The sequence below is a fragment of the Entomomonas sp. E7T21 genome (genome assembly GCF_058693955.1).
This window is the reverse complement of sequence record NZ_CP191672.1, coordinates 1120639-1139915: the sequence shown is the minus strand read 5'-3', so window position 1 is coordinate 1139915 and position 19277 is coordinate 1120639. Positions and strand designations below refer to the sequence as shown.

Genomic DNA, 19277 nt, shown 5'->3' with positions numbered 1-19277 from the left:
TAATCTAACTTAGGCAGTGGCAAGTCTAACGCCAAAACCCACAAATAAAACCCCAACACTGGCAGTAGCTGTAGCGGCTAAACGTTTTCTCTTATGAAACCACATCGCTAAAGACACACCAGCAAAAATTAAAAATGACAAATAAATAAAACTGCAGGCTTGTAAAGTTAATCCTAAAATTAAAAACGATAACCCTGTATGGGCATAATTAGGATCTACAAACTGAATAAAAAAAGCGATACAAAATAAAATAGCTTTAGGATTAGATAAACTTAACAACAACGCTTTCTTAAAAGGGCTTCTAACACTGGTTTTAGCAGTAATATCATCTTCAATCTCAGCATTAGCTGACTTGTGAAACTTCTGCCATGCACCTTTTAACATCATAAAGCCTAGATAGCATAAATAAAGCGCACCTAGTCCCTTAATAATTAAAAACAATACGGGCCATGTTTTAAGCAATGAAGCCATCCCTAACGCTGACGCAGTCATTAAAATAGCATCACCTAAAAATACTGCACAAGCAGCTTGATATCCTTTAGATACCCCACTTTGTGCAGCTGTAGCTAATACGAACAAAGAATTAGGGCCAGGCAATAAAATAACACCTATTGTTGCCACTAAAAACGTCCAGTAATTAATAACTCCAAGACTTTCAAACATTGTTATGCCTTAACGATTAGCAGCCATGTCAGCCACAAAACGATCAAATAAAGGGGCTACATCTTGAGGGCCTGGGCTTGCTTCTGGATGACCTTGGAAACTAAATGCTTGTTTATCAATACGCTCAATACCTTGCAAAGTACCATCAAATAATGATTTATGGGTAGCTCTTAAATTGCTAGGTAAAGTGCCTTCATCTACAGCAAAACCATGGTTCTGGCTAGTAATCATCACTATACCTGATTTTAAATCCTGTACAGGGTGGTTAGCACCATGATGCCCATGTGGCATTTTCATTGTTTTAGCACCACAAGCTAATGCTAATAACTGATGCCCTAAACAAATACCAAATATAGGAATATTATGTTCTTCTAATAACTCGCGAATAGCTTTAATGGCATAATCACAAGGTGCAGGATCGCCAGGGCCATTCGATAAAAAGATACCATCAGGATTTAATGCTAACACTTCTTTAGCAGTAGTTTGTGCAGGTACAACCGTAACCTTACAACCTCTTGCAGTTAACATTCCTAAAATATTGTGTTTAACTCCATAGTCAAAGGCTACCACATGATAAGGTAGTTCATTAGCTGGAATTTCTGGCCTACTATCTGTTTCCAAATTCCACAAACCAGTACGCCACTCATAAGGCTCTTTAACACTTACTACCTTAGCTAAATCCATTCCCTGTAACCCAGGAAAGCTACGCGCCAAATCTAACGCTTTTTCTGGGGTTGCATCTGCACCCGTTAAAATACAACCATTTTGTGAACCTTTTTCACGTAGTACACGGGTTAAGCGACGAGTATCTATCTCTGCAATAGCTACAACATTATTTTCTTTTAAATAATCAGGTAAACTTTGTTTATTACGCCAATTACTTGCCAATAAAGGTAAGTCACGAATTACTAAACCAGCCGCCCATACTTGGTTAGATTCAGCATCTTCAGGAGTGGTACCTGTATTACCAATATGCGGATAGGTTAAAGTAACAATTTGTTGAGCATACGAAGGATCAGTTAAAATCTCCTGATAACCTGTCATGGCTGTATTAAAAACAACCTCGCCAATGGTTTGCCCATCAGCACCTATAGACTCACCGTAAAAAACACTGCCATCGGCAAGAGCTAGTATGGCTGGCGTAGACAAAGGAACCTCCAATATAGAATTTAGGCGCGTGTAAAGAAGCGGGATGCCCGTGCAAACCGTCATCCCGTTATGAATTCTTTAAAATATACGCTGGTTTTTTAGTTGATACACTAAATGGATATTGTACGATAAACCAACCAAATAACCAAGTTAAAAGTCAGAATAAAAACGTGCTATATGCTTTACTTTTTGTTGTTAGGTTTTCTTTTAATAGCTAATAATTTTTCAATATTCTCAAAATGAGTCATATCAGTTATTTCGATCATTAACCATTTACCATCATGATAAGTAGTAGCCTCATCATATTGCTGTTGGATACTTAGGCTAAACTCATGGCGAGTTTGTTCAAACTTTTCTCGTTCAGCTTTACCAAAAATGACCATAAAGCCAAAATTATGTTGTCGTGGATATAACGCACATAACGTTTTGCTACTACGACGAAACTTCAATTCATATTTTGCAGCTTTACCACCTTTATTCCATAGAGTATCCATCAGGTAATGCTGATTAATAAAGTCAATGACATTCAGCCATGTTTGGTAGCAAACTGTACCTAATAATTGTTTTATTTCTTGCTCTGTGGGTATTTTATCCAACATAGTAAATTCCTTTTTTGATTTTGAATATAGCTGTTGCTATACAATTTTAGACAAGGCAAATGACTGAAGACAGTACAACTATTACGGCAAAGTCATTCAACGACGTATAAAAGTGTAGAGTAATAGCTATAGATAATAAAAAAGGCAGTTGCATTATTATACAACTACCCTTTATAAGTGTTATTGGTTTAAATCAGCTTAAACCATCCAACAGGAACAACCAAAGACTCCCCAGAAGCTTTTTAAGTCATCTGCGGGTGCATTAGTACCCCATGATTTAATATGGCTATGACCATGTACACCACAGTTATTACTACAACCACAAGCCATATTTTGTAATTGATAACGTTGTGCTTGTTGTTGATAGCCCCATGCTGCATAACCTTTATAGGTATTTACAGGCGACCAATCTGGCATCGCTGGAGGTGGTGGTGTATCTAATGAAGCAAAATCACCTGCCCCATAGACTACTTTGCCACCTACTATAGTTAAATCAGACACAATATGACTGATCTCATCTTCACTGCATTTAAAATAGTCTTTATTAGGTACAATTAAATCCGCTAATTGGCCTTTTTCAATACGCCCCTTATTACCTTCTTCATTAGAAAACCATGTTACATTTTCAGTCCACATACGTAATGCCGTTTCACGGTCTAAACAATTAGCTTGTGGATAAATACGCAAACCACCTACAGTCTTACCTGTTACCATCCAAGCTAATGATACCCAAGGATTATAAGAGGCAACACGAGTAGCATCAGTGCCTGCTGAAATAGGTACACCTTTATCTATTATCTTAGTAATGGGTGGAGTAGCTTCTGCTGCTTTCTGACCATAACGTTCAACAAAATACTCACCTTGGTAAGCCATACGATGTTGTACAGCAATGCCACCGCCTAAAGCAGCAATACGATCGATTGATTTATCAGAGATAGTTTCAGCATGGTCAAAGAACCAATTTAACCCTTTAAAAGGTGTTTCTTCATTCACTTTCTCAAATACATCTAAGGCACGTTCAATGGTTTCATCATAGGTAGCATGCATCCGCCAAGGCCAACGATTTTGTGCCAATACCCGAACTACATCTTCTAATTCACCTTCCATTTCAGGTGGCATATCTGGCCGAGGTTGACGGAAATCTTCAAAGTCAGCTGCGGAGAACACTAGCATCTCACCACCACCATTTAAGCGGAAGTAATCATCACCTTGCTTGTATTTAGCGGTGTTTGTCCAATTAAGGAAATCTTCTTTTTCTGCTTTTGGTTTTTGGGTAAATAAATTATAGGCAATACGTACTGTTAGCTGATCATCTTTTGCTAATTTCTCAATCACTTCATAATCATCTGGATAATTTTGAAAACCACCACCCGCATCAATTGCTCCAGTAACACCTAAACGGTTTAACTCACGCATAAAGTGTCTTGTTGAGTTTATTTGATAATCAAGAGGTAATTTAGGGCCTTTAGCTAACGTAGCATAAAGAATACCTGCATTAGGCTTAGCTAATAATAGCCCTGTTGGATTACCTTTAGCATCACGCACAATTTCTCCACCTGGAGGATTAGGTGTATCTTTGGTATACCCTACAACACGTAATGCGGCTGCATTTAATAATGCACGATCATACAAATGTAAAATAAATACTGTTGTATCTGGAGCTACTGCATTTAATTCTTCAATAGTAGGTAAACGCTTTTCAGCAAACTGGTGTTCTGTAAAACCACCCACTACACGCACCCATTGTGGAGGAGGCGTAATAGCCACTTGTTGTTTTAACATTTGCATGGCATCAGCAAGGCTAGGAACGCCATCCCAACGCAATTCCATATTAAAATTTAGGCCACCACGAATTATATGTAGATGATTATCAATTAACCCTGGCAGTACAGAGCGCCCCTTTAGATCAATAAGATGGGTATTGGTACTGGCTAATGGTATGATTTCTTCATTTAGACCAACGGCTAGAAATCGCCCCTCTTTAATAGCCACTGCCTTAGCTACAGGTTTGGTAGGATCTAATGTTGTAAATTGACCATTATGAAGGATGATCTCTGGATTACTTTCTGTAGCCATTACAAACTCTCCAAAATAGCAACTCGATAAATAACGTTTATCAACAATGCGTTAATTATTAAGCTGCATTATTTATGACAATTCAAATACTAAGATCTCGCTAGGCTTAACCGCTTCAATAATAACCTTTTGCTCTTCGGCAATAGCAATACCATCACTGGTATGGGCATGTGTACTATTCACTATAATTTCACCAGAAACTACCTGTATCCAAACCTTATCGTGCTTTTCGGGAATAACATACTCTTGTCGCTCATCTTGCTCTAACTTCCAGCGCCATAACTGCATATCTTGGAAAACTTTTAGCGATCCATCACGTGCATCAGGCGATAAAATGAGTTGTTTACCTAATTTTTGAGCAAAACTTCGAGTTTCATAGCGTGGTTGTAATCTTTCTTTATCAGGAATTATCAAAATTTGATAAAAATGTAATAATTCATCATCTGATGGGTTACATTCTGAGTGGTGCAAACCTATTCCAGCACTCATAATTTGAAACTCGCCTGCTTTAACTTGTTCTTTATGCCCCATACTATCTTGATGCTCTATTGTACCCCGTAGAACATAAGAAAGAATTTCCATATCTTTATGAGGGTGCTTGCCAAATCCTTCACCAGGTTGAACACGATCTTCACTAATTACCCTTAGTGTAGCAAACCCCATAAAATCAGGATCATAGTAATCACCAAAAGAAAATGTATTATAGCTTTCTAGCCAACCGTGATTAGCATAACCCCTTGCTTCAGCTTCACGGAGATAAATCATATAGCCTCCTATACCGTCATCCTTAATGTTTATAAAGATGACAGATAGTTACCCCATTCAATAGAACAATGAAAGGAATAATTTGTAGTTAAATAAAACACTTAAACAAAATACCTTATGACTCAACAACACGTTGTGGTGCTTTATGAACCAAAGTGTATGCATAATCAACACCCATACCATAAGCACCACTATGTTCACGCACTAAACTCATAACCTCATCATAAGTTTCTTTACGTGCCCAATCTCGTTGGTATTCAAGCAATACTTGTTGCCACGTTACAGGCACTGCCCCCGCTTGTACCATTCTTTCAATGGAACGCTCATGGGCATCTACACTAGTGCCACCAGAAGTATCTGTTACCACATACACCTCATAGCCAGCATCTAATGCCATCAACGCAGGGAACGTTAAACAAACCTCAGTCCACAATGCAGAAATAATTAATTTTTTGCGGCCAGTTGCTTTTACTGCTTCAACAAACTTTTTGTCTTCCCAAGAGTTCATTGAGGTACGCTCAATAGGTTTAACATTTGGATGAACAGCTAACAATTCAGGCCAAATATAGCCACTAAAACTCTCTGTCTCAACGGAAGTATAGATAGTAGGCACATTAAAAATTCTGCCCGCTTTAGCAAGAGCCACTACATTATTTTTTAACTGTTGTCGATCAATGTTAGCCACACCAAAAGCCATTTGAGGCTGATGATCAATAAAAATTAATGTAGAGTTTTTTGGATCAATTAATTCACGAATGCTCATATTAACTACCTATATCTATGTAATATTGATTTAACAATCTTATCAGGGCATTAAACTGGAAATATCCTACCCACAAACATTGTTCCAATTTCTAAACTGATGACGACAAATTAACATGCAGAATAAATAACTTCTTTAAGACTTAAGGTGTAAATAAACTAACTTAATTAATAAATACCAAAATATGATATATAAAACACAAAAACTTATAAAACAAATACTACATATTGATTTATAAGAATTTATTGATTTTAAAAAATAAATAGCATGCCCAAAAATCATCACTTTTAGGTAACTAGTTAATGTTTTCTGTAAAACACCTAGTAACAAATTATGAGAGGGCTAGCTATTTATCTTTTTTTGCTTAATAATTATTTTTTATCAGAAAATAGAGCTATTAGATTTTATTATGCATATTCATATTCTTGGTATTTGTGGTACTTTTATGGGTTCTTTAGCAGTATTAGCTAAAGAACTAGGTTACAAGGTAACAGGTAGTGATGCCAATGTTTACCCACCTATGAGTACTCAGCTAGAAACACAAGGCATTGAACTATTACAAGGCTATTTACCTGAACATCTACAACCTGCTCCCGACTTGGTGATTGTAGGCAATACGATGAAACGTGGTAACCCTGCCATAGAATATATGCTTAATCAAAACCTACACTATACCTCTGGTCCACAATGGCTAGCCGAACACGTACTACAGAGTCGTCATGTACTGGCTGTAGCAGGCACTCATGGTAAAACTAGCACTAGTAGTATGCTAGCTTGGGTATTAGAAGCAACTGGTTTAAAACCTGGTTTTTTAATTGGTGGTGTACCCCAAAATTTTGCTGTTTCTGCTCGACTAGGTGATTCTAAGTATTTTGTGATTGAAGCAGATGAATACGATTGCGCCTTTTTTGATAAACGCTCTAAATTTGTTCACTACCACCCAAGAACAGCTATTTTAAATAATCTAGAATATGATCATGCTGATATTTTTCCTGATTTAGCAGCTATTGAAAGACAATTCCATCATCTTGTAAGAACAATTCCTAGTGAGGGGCTTATTATTTACCCTTCTACTGAACAAGCCTTACAAAGAGTAATAGACATGGGTTGTTGGACACCGATCCAAACAACTGAAAAGGGCAACTGGCAAGCAAAACTATTAACAGATGATGGTGCAAACTTTGAAGTTTATTTGGATAAACAACTATGTGGTACTGTATCTTGGTCTCTCACAGGGCAACATAATGTTAATAATGCCTTAGCTTGTATCGCCGCTGCAAATCATGTTGGTATTGAACCCAAACAAGCTATACAGGCTTTAGCACAATTTAAAAATGCTAAACGACGTATGGAAAAAATAGCAGAGATTAATGGTATTACAATCTATGATGACTTTGCCCATCATCCAACAGCTATTGCCACAACACTAGATGGCTTACGTAAACATATTGGTTCTGCTCAACTTATTGCTATTATTGAGCCACGCTCCAACTCCATGAAGCTAGGCGCACATCGTACAGGATTAGCAGAAAGCGTTGTACAAGCAGATCAAGCTATTTGGTATGCACCAGAAAACTTAGGATGGGATTTAGCTTCTGTTGTTAAGCAATCAGCTATATCAACGACTGTTTGTGACTCACTAGAAGCCATTATTGATACTGTAAAGCAACAAGCTAAAACAGGGGCACATATTGTTATTATGAGTAATGGTGGTTTTGGCGGTATTCACCAAAAACTCGCTAAGGCATTAGCTGAATAATACTATTGAAAGAAACTAGCTATATGTTAGTTTCTTTCACCCTATAAATAATATATTGTTATTCTTGTTAGATAAAATTAATAGCTATACCAAATACCAGCTTCACAAACCACTTTGCCAGTTAACTCTAAATTAGTTAACTCAATCAACACATCCTCAAAAGGTAAATTCAAACTCACTGCTAATGCTTCACTTGTTTGAGGTGCTGCTCGTAAACTGGTTAACAAAAGGTTATCAACAACCATTGTTTCCTCTTCTACTACCTCTTCAGACTCTACAATATCAATATTTTTCCATCCTTGTAATGCTTCTAAAATATGATCTACTGTTTCAACTAACATTGCCCCTTCTCTAATTAGTTGATGACAACCTTTTACAGCAGGATAATGAATAGAACCTGGTATGGCAAAAACCTCTCTTCCCTGCTCAGCCGCTAATTTTGCAGTGATTAAAGAACCACTTGATAGCGTAGCTTCAACTACTAATGTACCTAGTGATAAGCCACTAATAATTCGATTACGTCTTGGAAAGTTGGCGGCTTGAGGAGCTGTATCTAGTGGAAATTCCGAAACTAAAGCGCCTCCATTTACGACCATATCATCTGCTAATTTTTTATGACTAGCTGGATACATATGATGTAAACCACATCCCAATACACCTATTGTTAAACCTTGTCCCACCAAAGCTCCTGCATGAGCAGCACCATCTATACCCAATGCCAAACCACTAGTAATAGTAAAACCACCACTAGCTAAGCTTTTAGCAAATTGAAAAGTGGTATCTAAGCCAGGTTTACTTGCATGCCGACTACCCACTATAGCCAGCTGGGGATTCTCTAGAATATTAGGATTACCTTTTATAAATAGTACAGGTGGATAATCAATTATCTCTCTTAATAATGCAGGATATTGAGGGGAATCGCAGAATAATACATGTTGATTATCTTGCTCTAGCCATTCTAAAGATTTATCAATATTTTCTTTAATCTGACTAATATTAATAGATTGGCAACTGCTTGGTAAACCAGCTTGTAACCAAGCACTTTGAGAAGCCAATGCCTCTTTTGCAGAACCAAAATAATTAACTAACTGTAGAAACCGTTTACTACCTATTTTAGGTAAATTATGTAATATAAGGCGCGCTTCTAGCTCTTGAAAGGATAAACTAACTTCCATACATTTTATCCTGATAATAATTCGTTATTTTTATGATAAATAGATAACTAATTTAAAATAAACTAATTATCTATCTAAAATCATATAATTTTAATAGCAAGTACCTACAGAATCTTTTCCACAAATCTTACCATTTATCCAAATAGCGCCTGCTAATTTTGCATTAGTAAAATCAGTATTGGTTATTTCAGCACCTGTTAAATTAGCTTTTGTTAAGTCAGCATTTTTTAAATTAGCATTTGTTAACTGAGCATCACTTAAATCAGTATTTCGTAGATTAGCACTTGATAAATCAGCATTAGTAAAATTAATACCCGCTAACTTCTTACCTGAAAAATCTTTTCCTACTAAAGAAGCATTAATATAACTACTATCTAATACCTTATTATCTGTATCGTCTATATTAGAACTACCTTTTTTACCAATCACGGGGATTGAGCCATCACCTTTTGTTGATAACTTACCTTGTTTATTAGATATAGTATTAGAGCCATCTGTACCACTAGAAACTGATCCATCAGGTGTTTGCACCTCAATGGCACCATCTTTACCAATATCTAACGATGATTGTGCTTGAGCGGAAAGAGGCAATAAAACCGCTAAACAGAATATATAAGATAGTAATTTCATCTTTCTCTCCTAAATTTATAGTACAAAAACAAAAAAGAGAGATTAAATCTCTCTTTTTTAACACCTTCAAATTATTGTGGATTCTTTAGCTTATCACCAACACTCAATGGAAGATTAGCCGACAACACAATACCATAACTTAACTTATCATAAACACGAAATACCATTAATAAACCGGCTTCTTCATCTGGCAATTTAACATCTCCACCTGCAACCTGGTCTTTTACTGTTTCACCTAAACGATAAACAGCTAATACATTACCTACCTCAATGCCATCCTTACTACCTTTGTTGATAATAACAATATCTGTTTGACCAACTTGTGTCACCCCACGAGGAACATCAACAATTTCACCATTAATCAATGTTTTTGGTGAACTAGGTTGGAAATTAGCATCAATATTACGTGCTTCTGTTGCAAAAACACGATCGCCATTACGCACTTCTTGTGTTGTTCTAATTAAACGCAATGTTGCAACTTCACCTTGCTGAGCAATTAAACTAGCGCTAGCTATTTCGTCTGCATTAACACCTAACAACTCATTAGTTTTAGGGTCTTTAAACTCTTTTGCTTGGCGATAGATACCAAAACCAGTCTCCCCAGCTGGTAATTTGCCTCTCACATATACTTTACTACCAGCACCACTAACTACACTACCATTTTCTCCACCTACTACATAAGGCACAGTTTCAAATGCTTTAGCATTAGGCATCACTCTATTTTTCAATAAAAATGCATTAATCGATTGTAATGGAATAGTAGGAATGGCATCCACCACCGGCTCTACACGTACAGTAGGAGATAATTTCACTGTACCTCTTGATGTACCACGATTTACGGTTAATCTTGGCTTACCATTTACATAAGTTAATGTTAATGTATCACCTGGGTAAATTAAATTAGGATTTTTAATAGAAGGATTTACATGCCAAATTTCTTTCCAAAGCCATGGCTTTGCTAAGAAACGACCTGAAATATCCCACAAAGTATCCCCTTTTACAACTGTATAAGTTGTAGGATGGTTCTCTTTCAGTTCAACTTGTTGAGCCTGTACTAACACGCTAGAAGCTAGTAAACCAAGGGCGAGTAATAATTTCCTCATGCCATGCATTCCTTTATCATCACTAAATTTGTAAAATTACAACAGAAAACATTTAGTCTATAGTGTAAACTGTTCTGGTATTATAAAGCTATTTCTTAAACTTTCTATAATGAAATCTATTGTACTATGTCAATTTTAACCATACTTGAATTTCCTGACCCACGTTTACGAACTGTTGCACAGCCTATTGAGGCGGTTGATGCTGACCTTCAAAAATTTATTGATGACATGTTTGAAACCATGTATGAAGCACCAGGTATAGGTTTAGCTGCAACACAAGTAAACTTCCATAAGCGTCTTATTGTAATCGATATTACTGAGGATCGTACACATCCTTTAGTATTTATTAATCCAAAAATTGAAATTTTGTCAGAAGATCCACATACTTACAAAGAAGGTTGCCTTTCTGTACCAGGTTTTTATGAGGAAGTAGAAAGACCTGAACGGGTAAAAGTAAATGCCTTAGATCGTGATGGAAAACCTTTCGAAATGATCTGCGAAGATCTATTAGCTGTTTGTATTCAACATGAATGTGATCATCTAGACGGCAAACTCTTTGTAGACTATATTTCATCATTGAAGCGTAATCGTATTGCTAATAAGCTAGAAAAACAGCATAAGCTTGAAAAAAGAGGACGTTCTGAGTAATGACCACACCTCTTAAAATTATTTTTGCTGGCACACCAGAATTTGCTGCAATACATTTAGAAAAGATAATTAAGCAAAATAAATATCAATTGGTTGGTGTTTATACCCAACCTGATCGTCCTGCTGGTCGTGGCAAGAAACTAATGGCTAGTCCTGTAAAAGTGTTAGCAGAACAACATGGTATTCCTGTATTCCAACCTTCTACCCTAAAAACTATTGAAGCACAACAGCAACTTGCTGAGTTAGAACCTGATTTAATGGTAGTAGTTGCTTATGGACTTATATTACCGCAAACAGTACTAGATATACCAAAACTAGGTTGTATTAATAGCCATGCCTCTTTGTTACCTCGTTGGCGAGGTGCTGCACCTATTCAAAGGGCTATCCAAGCAGGCGATAAAGAAAGTGGTGTCACTGTTATGCAAATGGAAGCAGGTTTAGATACTGGTCCTATGCTGCTTAAAGTAACTACTCCTATTACTGAACAAGATACAGGTGGTAGCTTACATGATAGATTAACTGAACTAGGCGCTAACGCTATTATAGAAGCTATAGATGGTTTAGCTAACCATACACTTAAAGGTGAACAACAAGACGATAGCCTAGCCACTTATGCTCACAAACTTACGAAAGAAGAAGCACAAATTGATTGGAATAAATCAGCGATTGAACTAGCCAATACAGTAAGAGCTTTTAATCCTTGGCCTATCTGTCATACTTTAATTCAAGGGCAATCTTTAAAAATCCTAGAGGCAAAGTTAGTTGATTTACAAGGTATGGCTGGCAGAATACTTGAAATTTCTAAAGAAGGATTAATTGTAGCCTGTGGTTCACAAGCATTATGTTTAACCAAACTACAATTACCTAATAGCAAACCACTTTCTTTTTGGGATGTTTACAATGGTCATAAAGACCTCTTTAACAGTACTCAGGAATTGGGGAAATGAACCCTCGCTTAGCTGCCTGTAAAGCTCTGACTCCGGTATTACTAGGAAAAGCCTCTCTTGCCAGTACTTTACCACCTCAACTCACATTAATAGATGAGACTAATAAAGCACTTGTGCAGGAGCTAACATTAGGCACAGCGCGTTGGCAGCCTCGCTTAGAGTTACTGTTAAACAAGTTACTTGAGAAGCCATTAAAAAATTCAGATAAAGATATAGAAGCCTTACTTTATATTGGCCTCTACCAACTTCTTTATATGCGAATACCTGCTCATGCTGCCATTAACGAAACCGTTAGTTGTGTTACAACACTAAAAAAGTTATGGGCAAAAGGCTTAGTCAATGCTGTATTAAGAAATTGCCAAAGAGAAAGTACTGATATCTTTGCTAACTTAGCTAAAGATCCTGTTGAGTTTACAGCTCATCCTCGTTGGCTACAAAAACGCCTAAAACAAGATTGGCCCAATGAGTGGCAAGCTATCTGTGAAGCTAATAATATCCATCCTCCGATGACCCTTAGAGTAAATACAAGATATACCACAAGGGAAAACTATTTAAACCTATTAAACGAAGCGAATCTTAAAGCAACTCCCTGCTCATATAGTTCAGAGGGAATACAACTGGTTACCCCTTGCCCTGTAAACCACCTTCCCTACTTTGCAGAGGGCTGGCTTAGTGTGCAAGATGAAGCTGCCCAATTAGCTGCTCATTTACTTGAATTAAAACCTCAACAACGTGTATTAGATGCCTGTTGTGCTCCTGGTGGTAAAACCTGCCATATTTTAGAGTTACAACCACAATTAACAGAAGTAGTAGCCATTGATGCTGAAAGCAGCCGTTTAGAACGTGTCACTGAAAATCTACAACGTCTAAACTTACAAGCAACCCTTAAAGTAGCTGATGGTCGTGAGACAGCAACATGGTGGGACAACAAACCCTTTGAACGCATATTATTAGATGCTCCTTGTTCAGCTACAGGAGTTATACGTCGTCATCCAGATATTAAATTAACCCGTAAAGAAGAAGATATAACACCTTTAGCGACGCTTCAACAGGAATTATTAACCGCTATTTGGCCAACTCTCGCTGTTGGTGGCATACTTGTCTATGCCACTTGCTCTGTATTGCCTGAAGAGAACACCGACAATATCAAAAAATTCCTTACTAATCATTTAAATGCAAGAGAGTTAGATATAGGAAATATTGGTATTAAACAACCCCATGGCCGCCAATTACTGCCACAAATTAATGGCCATGATGGGTTTTACTACGCCAAATTAATTAAAATTGCAAAATAATTTATGTTAATTACTCCTGTGCAACCTGCTGAATTCACAACTTTATTAGAAATATGGGAAGCATCTGTTCGTGCTACTCACAACTTTTTACCAGAACAGACAATACAAGCATTAAAACCACAGGTTTTAAATGATTACTTACCCATGGTCACATTATTTTGTAGCCGTACAGATGATCAAAAAATCACTGGTTTTGCTGGAGTACACGATAACAAACTAGAAATGCTATTTATTGATCCCTCCTATAGAGGACAGGGATTAGGTAAAGCACTATTAAAACATGCTATTGAGCATTTTCAAGTTAATGAACTTGATGTTAATGAGCAAAATCCACAAGCCTTAGGATTTTATCAACATCAAGGCTTTGAAATTATCAGTCGTTCCCCTTTAGATGGACAAGGAAATCCTTACCCTTTATTACATATGCGACTTATAACCCATTAATTTTATTAAAAAGTCAACTTATAACCTTAAGTATTTAATTATATTTATCCAGAATATTAACTGAATCTTAATTTATAGCTTTACTTACTTTACTTAATGTAATATCCAGATACAATTAGCAACACCAACTATTTGTATTCATTATCACGGAGCAACATCATGCAGGATCAAGGGCAAAATCCTTACCAACCACCTTCTACCAACAGCATCAATACTGAATCTGTTCAATTAGGAAAAAAACGCACTATTGAAGAAGCGATAGCTAATGGCTATGATTTTAGTATTAGTGATGTAATTTCTAAAGCGTGGGCACAAGTTAATGGCGTAAAACTAACTTTCTTTTTACCACTGTTAGCTATAGGTATTATCAGTTTTATTATTGGTTTAATTTTAGGCTTTTTACCTCCTAAAGTGATAGGACCAATAAATTTCTTTGTTAATATTGCTTTAAATGCTCTTGCTGCAGGGTTTATTGTTTTAGCACTAAAACGCCTAAGAGGACAGCAAATAAATCTTAAAGAAGACTTTTTATCTATTCTTCCTATCTTTAGTGTTATAATTCTTGCAACCTTATTGACTACCTTATTAACAGCAGTAGGTATGTTATTAATACTTATTCCTGGTATATATTTGGCTGTTGCATATTGCCTTACAAATTGGATCATTATTGATAATCCTGGCATTTCAGCTTGGCAAGCAATGGAAGCTTCTCGTAAAATTATTACCCAACGTTGGTTTAGCGTTTTTGGATTAATGATTGTTCTAGGCATTATCCTAATGATTTCAGCTATTCCTTTTGGCATTGGTTTAATTTGGACTTTCCCTTTATTTATGCTGTCAATAGGTACACTATACCAAATCATTTTTGAAGTTTAAGTAATAGCACATTACTTTCACCTCATAAAAAAAGCTCTTCTTTCGAAGAGCTTTTTATTTTAATCCCTATCAATAAACCTTGAACGAGGTGTTGCCATAGGGATAATATCACCATCCAATGGTAAAAACTCTCCTAAGCTATCATCAAAGGCTTTAATTTGACTGGTTTCAATATCATAAACCCAACCATGGATAAATAGGTTTCCGCCTGCCAAACGAGAAGCTACAGATGGATGAGTACGCAAATGCTCTAACTGTAAAACCACATTTTCTTCAGTTAGTACATCTAAGGTATCTTCACTTAAACAACCACAGTTTTCTTGGACGACGGTACGCGCTGTTTCTGCATAACGTAACCAAGCACGTACTGTTGGCATTGACTCTAATACTTGCTCATTAATAACTGCTCGCATTGCACCACAGTCAGAATGGCCACATATAATAATATGTTGCACATTTAAAGCCATTACTGCATATTCAATTGCCGTAGAAACACCACCATTAATCTGTCCATAAGGTGGAACTACGTTACCCACATTACGAGTAACAAATAAATCACCTGGCGAACTTTGAGTAATCAACTCAGGAACAACTCTAGAGTCTGCACAAGTAATAAACATTGCTCGTGGTGTTTGGGCACTAGCTAGTTTTTTAAATAAGTCTCGCTGCTCTGGAAACACTTCTTGTCTAAAACGTTTGAAACCTTCAACTATTTGGGTTAATGCTTCTGTTGCAGACTCTTTTGGAGGCAAAAGCCTTTTGGAATAACTTCTTTTACGCATAATTTTCTCTATTTACTCATCCGATACTAACCAAATTAATGAAGCCATTCGTCCTGTTATATTCTGGCGACGATAAGAATAAAATTGCTGATCACTTACCGTACAAAATCCACCACCAAAAATAGCAGTTACTCCCTTAGCCTCTAAACGAAAACGTGCTAGCTGATAGATATCAGCTAAATAACGATCCTGATTACCACTCGCTACAAAAGCCTGTTCAGCTAAACTACTGTGAGTTACAAAAGCCTCTCTAACTTCTGCGCCTACTTCAAAATTTTCAGGGCCAATAGCAGGGCCTAACCAAACTAATAATTGGTCAGCAGCAACAGGTAAAGATTCTATTGTTGCCTCCAATATACCGTTTAATAATCCTCGCCAACCCGCATGAGCAGCGGCTACATAATCCCCTTTTTTATCACAAAACAACACAGGTAAACAATCCGCAGTCATTACTACACTAGCCATACCTTTTTCATTAGTCCAACTAGCATCAGCTCTCAGGACTTTTGAAGAGTCAGCCTTAACGACTAAAGTACTATGTGTCTGCTCTAACCAAGCAGCCTTTTTATAACCTAGCGCTTGTTGTACCCTTCTTCTGTTCTCAACAACAGCTTCAGGGTTATCACCCACATGCAACCCTAAATTTAATGAACTATAATTACCTTCGCTCACTCCACCTACACGCGTTGTTACACAGCTTTTAACATGTGTAGGTAGCGGCCAATCAGGTTTAATCCATAATTCATCAATTGCTGGCATCACTTTTCCTCAAATGATTGGTTATCTTGCCGCAATAAACTTAACATCCATACTATATCCTCAGGTAACTCAGACTCCCAACGGATACGTTTACCTGTGGTAGGATGATCTAATTCTAAAAAACGGGCATGCAAAGCTTGTCGAGGAAACTCTTTTAAACTCTGTATTAATGTTGGATTAGAGGCAGGAGGAATACGAAAGCGCCCACCATAAACAGGATCACCTAACAAAGGGAAATTAATATGTGCCATATGTACTCTAATTTGATGAGTGCGACCCGTTTCTAACTGAACTCTAATATGAGTATAAGCCCTAAAACGCTCTAACACACGATAGTGAGTCACTGCTTTCTTACCATCAGCTACTACAGCCATTTTTTGACGTTGTACACCATGTCTATTAATCGGCGCATCCACTGTTCCACCAGAAGTCACTACACCAGCTACAATCGCCTCATAAATACGGCTAACACTACGTGCTTGTAACTGCTCTACTAACTTAGTCTGTGCCTCTAATGTTTTAGCAACAACCATTAAACCTGTCGTATCTTTATCTAATCGGTGAACAATACCTGCTCGAGGTACATTTTGTAATTCAGGCGCATGATAAAGTAATGCATTTAACAATGTACCTTCATAATGACCTGCTGCTGGATGAACAACTAAACCAGCGGGCTTATTTATAACTAATAATGCCTCATCTTCATATACGACATTTAGCTTAATATTTTGTGCTACCCAGTCCCCCTGAGCCTCTTGCTCAGCATTTAATGCTAAAAGAGCACCACTAAAAACTGTATCTTTTGGTTTCAATACTGCCCCATTTACTGTTAACTTACCCTCTTTAATCCAAGTAGATAATCGAGAACGCGAGTAATCACTAAACAATTGTGCGGCTATTTGATCAAGGCGTTGTCCGCCTAGCTCAGTAGGGACTTGTGCAGATAGTTCTATTTTAGTTGAATTCATAAAAAATTTAATTATAGTCTTTGGTTTAAGGCTCAGCTTATGGTTAAATAGGAAAAATTTATCCTAACCGTTATAATAGTCATCATAGCAAGACTATATTAATAGCAACAGTATTTTTAAGAGAACACTATCACCATGCGTGTGAAACATTTACTAGTTATTTCACTATTTATCCTAATAAGTGCTTGTTCAAGCTCTAACAAAGTAGATGAAAGTCTTACTGAGGTACAATTATACCAACAAGCTCAAAAAGATCTTAGTGATAAAAATTTTAGCGCTGCAATTGCTAAACTAAAAGCATTAGAATCTCGTTATCCGTTTGGTCGTTACGCAGAACAAGCTCAACTTGAGCTTATTTATGGCTATTATAGAATATCTGATGCAGAAGCGACACGCGACTCAGCTAATCGTTTTATTCGCTTGCACCCAGATCATCCTAATGTTGACTATGCTTATTATATGAAAGGGCTAGCTTCTTTTGAACAAGACCAAAGCTTTTTAGCACGTTTCTTACCATTAGATATGACAACCCGTGACCCTGGTGCAGCAAGAGATTCTTACAATGAATTTGCGCAACTTACCAGATACTTCCCTAATAGCCGTTATGCTCCTGATGCTAAAGCTAGAATGGTGTATTTACGCAACCTATTAGCGGCTTATGAAGTGCATGTAGGTTACTACTATTTAGATAGACAAGCCTATATTGGTGCGGCCAGACGTGGTGCTTATATTGTTGAAAACTTTAATGGCACACCATCAACAGGTGATGGCCTAGCTATTATGGTTGAGGCTTATCAAAGAATGGGCATGAATGATCTTGCTAATGCTAGTTTAGAAACATTGAAATTAAACTACCCAAAACACCCTACTATTGCTAGTGGCACCTTTAAACCTGTAGTAAAAGAACTACAAGACCGTGACTGGTTCACTCGCACAATGGCTCGTTGGGTAGGTAGTAATAATGATCCACTACCACCAGGCCAAACCCGTGCTAATGAAGACTTAGAAAAACGTTATAAAGATGCACTAGAAGAAATACCAAAAGAAATTAAAGAAAGTACCAACTAATCAAAAGGGCAGTTTAACTGCCCTTTATATTTTCTAATACTCTAACCAATCTATATCCAACCAATTATTATCCTAATTACAGTGTTCAGACTGTTGCTCAATTATTGACCAATCATTAACTAATTAGTCATTAACAAATCTACCATTAGCTAAATTTATAATTACCTTAATACACTAGGATTAGCTTATAATGATCCTCATTATTAAATAAATGGATAGTTTAAAATGTCTTATCAAGCTGTTCCTCTTAATAAAGCTTATCTACTGCTAAATCACGGCCCAACTGTAATGATTAGCTCCGCATTTGGTGATAAACGAAATATTATGAGTGCTGCTTGGTCTACCCCTTTAGACTTCGACCCTGCCAGAGTAGTGGTAATAATTGATAAACAGACCTACTCCAAAGAACTTATTGAAGCTTCTGGAGAATTTACTGTATTAATTCCCAGTAAAAAAATAGCTAAACAAGTATTACAAGTAGGTACAACCTCTGGTAGAGATATAGATAAATTTACTGAATTTAATCTAACAACCGTTGCAGCTAAAACCATACAAGCGCCACTCATCACAGATTGCTTAGCCTGTTTAGAATGTAAACTTATTCCAGAACCACACAATCAAAACACATATGACCTCTATATTGGTGAAGTCACGGCGGCATGGGCTGACCCTGAAGTATTTAGTGAAGGTAGATGGCATATTAAATCTGATCAAAAGCGCTCTATTCACTACCAAGCTGGTGGTGAATTTTTTGCAATTGGTGACTCATTTCATATTGATTAAGTGTTAAAGGAAGCACTTATTTGTA

Annotated in this window: 20 protein-coding genes; 8 read left to right on the top strand and 12 right to left on the bottom strand. The window is 36.9% G+C overall.

The features are described from left to right. Nucleotides 1–9: 9 nt before the first annotated feature. The 6 genes from leuE to ACQVD9_RS05435 form a co-directional block, all read right to left on the bottom strand. Nucleotides 10–663: a leucine efflux protein LeuE gene (leuE, locus tag ACQVD9_RS05460; RefSeq protein ID WP_264745067.1), complete on the bottom strand. Its 654-nt coding sequence runs from the start codon at nucleotides 661–663 to the stop codon at nucleotides 10–12. A gap of 9 nt (nucleotides 664–672) precedes the next feature. After that, a complete protein-coding gene (carA, locus tag ACQVD9_RS05455; protein WP_264745066.1) occupies nucleotides 673–1812 on the bottom strand; it encodes a glutamine-hydrolyzing carbamoyl-phosphate synthase small subunit in 1140 nt (379 codons plus the stop codon). 182 nt (nucleotides 1813–1994) lie between these two features. Then, entirely contained in the window at nucleotides 1995–2411 is a 417-nt protein-coding gene (locus tag ACQVD9_RS05450) for a DUF3788 domain-containing protein (RefSeq protein ID WP_264745065.1), read from the bottom strand. Nucleotides 2412–2609: 198 nt separating this feature from the next. After that, entirely contained in the window at nucleotides 2610–4487 is a 1878-nt protein-coding gene (locus tag ACQVD9_RS05445; protein WP_264745064.1) for an amidohydrolase, read from the bottom strand. A gap of 72 nt (nucleotides 4488–4559) precedes the next feature. Next, nucleotides 4560–5252, bottom strand: a complete 693-nt coding sequence (locus ACQVD9_RS05440) for a pirin family protein (protein ID WP_264745063.1) — start codon at nucleotides 5250–5252, stop codon at nucleotides 4560–4562. 115 nt (nucleotides 5253–5367) lie between these two features. Further along, the gene (locus ACQVD9_RS05435) at nucleotides 5368–6015 is read right to left on the bottom strand and encodes a hydrolase (RefSeq protein ID WP_264745062.1); all 648 of its coding nucleotides are present in this window, start codon (nucleotides 6013–6015) and stop codon (nucleotides 5368–5370) included. Between the two features lie 409 nt (nucleotides 6016–6424). On the opposite strand from ACQVD9_RS05435, the gene mpl reads away from it, so the two are divergent. Then, nucleotides 6425–7774 (top strand): UDP-N-acetylmuramate:L-alanyl-gamma-D-glutamyl-meso-diaminopimelate ligase, encoded by a 1350-nt coding sequence (mpl, locus tag ACQVD9_RS05430; RefSeq protein ID WP_264745061.1) that lies wholly within the window; start codon nucleotides 6425–6427, stop codon nucleotides 7772–7774. A 77-nt stretch (nucleotides 7775–7851) separates the two neighbouring features. On the opposite strand, the gene dprA is transcribed toward mpl, so the two are convergent. From dprA to ACQVD9_RS05415, 3 genes are all read right to left on the bottom strand, one after another. After that, nucleotides 7852–8949 (bottom strand): DNA-processing protein DprA, encoded by a 1098-nt coding sequence (gene dprA / locus ACQVD9_RS05425; RefSeq protein ID WP_264745060.1) that lies wholly within the window; start codon nucleotides 8947–8949, stop codon nucleotides 7852–7854. Nucleotides 8950–9039: 90 nt separating this feature from the next. Next, nucleotides 9040–9579 (bottom strand): pentapeptide repeat-containing protein, encoded by a 540-nt coding sequence (locus ACQVD9_RS05420; protein ID WP_264745059.1) that lies wholly within the window; start codon nucleotides 9577–9579, stop codon nucleotides 9040–9042. A 71-nt stretch (nucleotides 9580–9650) separates the two neighbouring features. After that, nucleotides 9651–10682 (bottom strand): LysM peptidoglycan-binding domain-containing protein, encoded by a 1032-nt coding sequence (locus ACQVD9_RS05415; RefSeq protein ID WP_264745058.1) that lies wholly within the window; start codon nucleotides 10680–10682, stop codon nucleotides 9651–9653. A gap of 126 nt (nucleotides 10683–10808) precedes the next feature. Here ACQVD9_RS05415 and def point away from each other — a divergent pair, with 126 nt between their 5' ends. From def to ACQVD9_RS05390, 5 genes are all read left to right on the top strand, one after another. Continuing rightward, the gene (def, locus tag ACQVD9_RS05410) at nucleotides 10809–11330 is read left to right on the top strand and encodes a peptide deformylase (RefSeq protein ID WP_264745057.1); all 522 of its coding nucleotides are present in this window, start codon (nucleotides 10809–10811) and stop codon (nucleotides 11328–11330) included. Beyond that, the gene (fmt, locus tag ACQVD9_RS05405; protein WP_264745056.1) at nucleotides 11330–12277 is read left to right on the top strand and encodes a methionyl-tRNA formyltransferase; all 948 of its coding nucleotides are present in this window, start codon (nucleotides 11330–11332) and stop codon (nucleotides 12275–12277) included. Before def ends, fmt begins: the two co-directional genes overlap by 1 nt. After that, nucleotides 12274–13572 (top strand): 16S rRNA (cytosine(967)-C(5))-methyltransferase RsmB, encoded by a 1299-nt coding sequence (gene rsmB / locus ACQVD9_RS05400; protein WP_264745055.1) that lies wholly within the window; start codon nucleotides 12274–12276, stop codon nucleotides 13570–13572. The genes fmt and rsmB overlap by 4 nt, the downstream gene beginning before the upstream one ends. A gap of 3 nt (nucleotides 13573–13575) precedes the next feature. Further along, the gene (locus ACQVD9_RS05395) at nucleotides 13576–14016 is read left to right on the top strand and encodes an acetyltransferase (protein WP_264745054.1); all 441 of its coding nucleotides are present in this window, start codon (nucleotides 13576–13578) and stop codon (nucleotides 14014–14016) included. A 159-nt stretch (nucleotides 14017–14175) separates the two neighbouring features. Beyond that, a complete protein-coding gene (locus tag ACQVD9_RS05390; RefSeq protein WP_264745053.1) occupies nucleotides 14176–14892 on the top strand; it encodes a DUF975 family protein in 717 nt (238 codons plus the stop codon). 59 nt (nucleotides 14893–14951) lie between these two features. On the opposite strand, the gene ACQVD9_RS05385 is transcribed toward ACQVD9_RS05390, so the two are convergent. Genes ACQVD9_RS05385 through rluD form a run of 3 tightly spaced genes read right to left on the bottom strand, consistent with a single transcriptional unit; the run spans nucleotide 14952 to nucleotide 17401 of the window. Then, nucleotides 14952–15674, bottom strand: a complete 723-nt coding sequence (locus ACQVD9_RS05385; protein ID WP_264745052.1) for a carbonic anhydrase — start codon at nucleotides 15672–15674, stop codon at nucleotides 14952–14954. A gap of 12 nt (nucleotides 15675–15686) precedes the next feature. Continuing rightward, complete coding sequence (gene pgeF / locus ACQVD9_RS05380) at nucleotides 15687–16433, bottom strand: peptidoglycan editing factor PgeF (protein WP_264745051.1); 747 nt, start codon at nucleotides 16431–16433, stop codon at nucleotides 15687–15689. Further along, a complete protein-coding gene (rluD, locus tag ACQVD9_RS05375) occupies nucleotides 16433–17401 on the bottom strand; it encodes a 23S rRNA pseudouridine(1911/1915/1917) synthase RluD (protein WP_264745050.1) in 969 nt (322 codons plus the stop codon). Before rluD ends, pgeF begins: the two co-directional genes overlap by 1 nt. A 135-nt stretch (nucleotides 17402–17536) precedes the next feature. On the opposite strand from rluD, the gene ACQVD9_RS05370 reads away from it, so the two are divergent. Together ACQVD9_RS05370 and ACQVD9_RS05365 are read left to right on the top strand one after the other, a co-directional pair. Continuing rightward, nucleotides 17537–18469, top strand: coding sequence for an outer membrane protein assembly factor BamD (locus ACQVD9_RS05370; RefSeq protein ID WP_264745049.1), 933 nt, complete (start codon nucleotides 17537–17539; stop codon nucleotides 18467–18469). Nucleotides 18470–18694: 225 nt separating this feature from the next. Then, nucleotides 18695–19252, top strand: coding sequence for a flavin reductase family protein (locus tag ACQVD9_RS05365; RefSeq protein WP_264745048.1), 558 nt, complete (start codon nucleotides 18695–18697; stop codon nucleotides 19250–19252). Nucleotides 19253–19277: the final 25 nt, after the last annotated feature.

Bases quoted from the DNA above. Each gene is read 5' to 3' on its own strand.
- ACQVD9_RS05445 (WP_264745064.1), bottom strand. From the start codon at position 4,487: ATGGCTACAGAAAGTAATCCAGAGATCATCCTTCATAATGGTCAATTT.
- ACQVD9_RS05435 (WP_264745062.1), bottom strand. From the start codon at position 6,015: ATGAGCATTCGTGAATTAATTGATCCAAAAAACTCTACATTAATTTTT.
- ACQVD9_RS05390 (WP_264745053.1), top strand. From the start codon at position 14,176: ATGCAGGATCAAGGGCAAAATCCTTACCAACCACCTTCTACCAACAGC.
- ACQVD9_RS05385 (WP_264745052.1), bottom strand. From the start codon at position 15,674: ATGCGTAAAAGAAGTTATTCCAAAAGGCTTTTGCCTCCAAAAGAGTCT.
- pgeF (WP_264745051.1), bottom strand. From the start codon at position 16,433: ATGCCAGCAATTGATGAATTATGGATTAAACCTGATTGGCCGCTACCT.
- def (WP_264745057.1), top strand. From the start codon at position 10,809: ATGTCAATTTTAACCATACTTGAATTTCCTGACCCACGTTTACGAACT.
- ACQVD9_RS05415 (WP_264745058.1), bottom strand. From the start codon at position 10,682: ATGAGGAAATTATTACTCGCCCTTGGTTTACTAGCTTCTAGCGTGTTA.
- ACQVD9_RS05440 (WP_264745063.1), bottom strand. From the start codon at position 5,252: ATGATTTATCTCCGTGAAGCTGAAGCAAGGGGTTATGCTAATCACGGT.
- ACQVD9_RS05370 (WP_264745049.1), top strand. From the start codon at position 17,537: ATGCGTGTGAAACATTTACTAGTTATTTCACTATTTATCCTAATAAGT.
- rsmB (WP_264745055.1), top strand. From the start codon at position 12,274: ATGAACCCTCGCTTAGCTGCCTGTAAAGCTCTGACTCCGGTATTACTA.
- ACQVD9_RS05450 (WP_264745065.1), bottom strand. From the start codon at position 2,411: ATGTTGGATAAAATACCCACAGAGCAAGAAATAAAACAATTATTAGGT.
- rluD (WP_264745050.1), bottom strand. From the start codon at position 17,401: ATGAATTCAACTAAAATAGAACTATCTGCACAAGTCCCTACTGAGCTA.
- fmt (WP_264745056.1), top strand. From the start codon at position 11,330: ATGACCACACCTCTTAAAATTATTTTTGCTGGCACACCAGAATTTGCT.
- ACQVD9_RS05420 (WP_264745059.1), bottom strand. From the start codon at position 9,579: ATGAAATTACTATCTTATATATTCTGTTTAGCGGTTTTATTGCCTCTT.
- mpl (WP_264745061.1), top strand. From the start codon at position 6,425: ATGCATATTCATATTCTTGGTATTTGTGGTACTTTTATGGGTTCTTTA.
- dprA (WP_264745060.1), bottom strand. From the start codon at position 8,949: ATGGAAGTTAGTTTATCCTTTCAAGAGCTAGAAGCGCGCCTTATATTA.
- leuE (WP_264745067.1), bottom strand. From the start codon at position 663: ATGTTTGAAAGTCTTGGAGTTATTAATTACTGGACGTTTTTAGTGGCA.
- ACQVD9_RS05395 (WP_264745054.1), top strand. From the start codon at position 13,576: ATGTTAATTACTCCTGTGCAACCTGCTGAATTCACAACTTTATTAGAA.
- ACQVD9_RS05365 (WP_264745048.1), top strand. From the start codon at position 18,695: ATGTCTTATCAAGCTGTTCCTCTTAATAAAGCTTATCTACTGCTAAAT.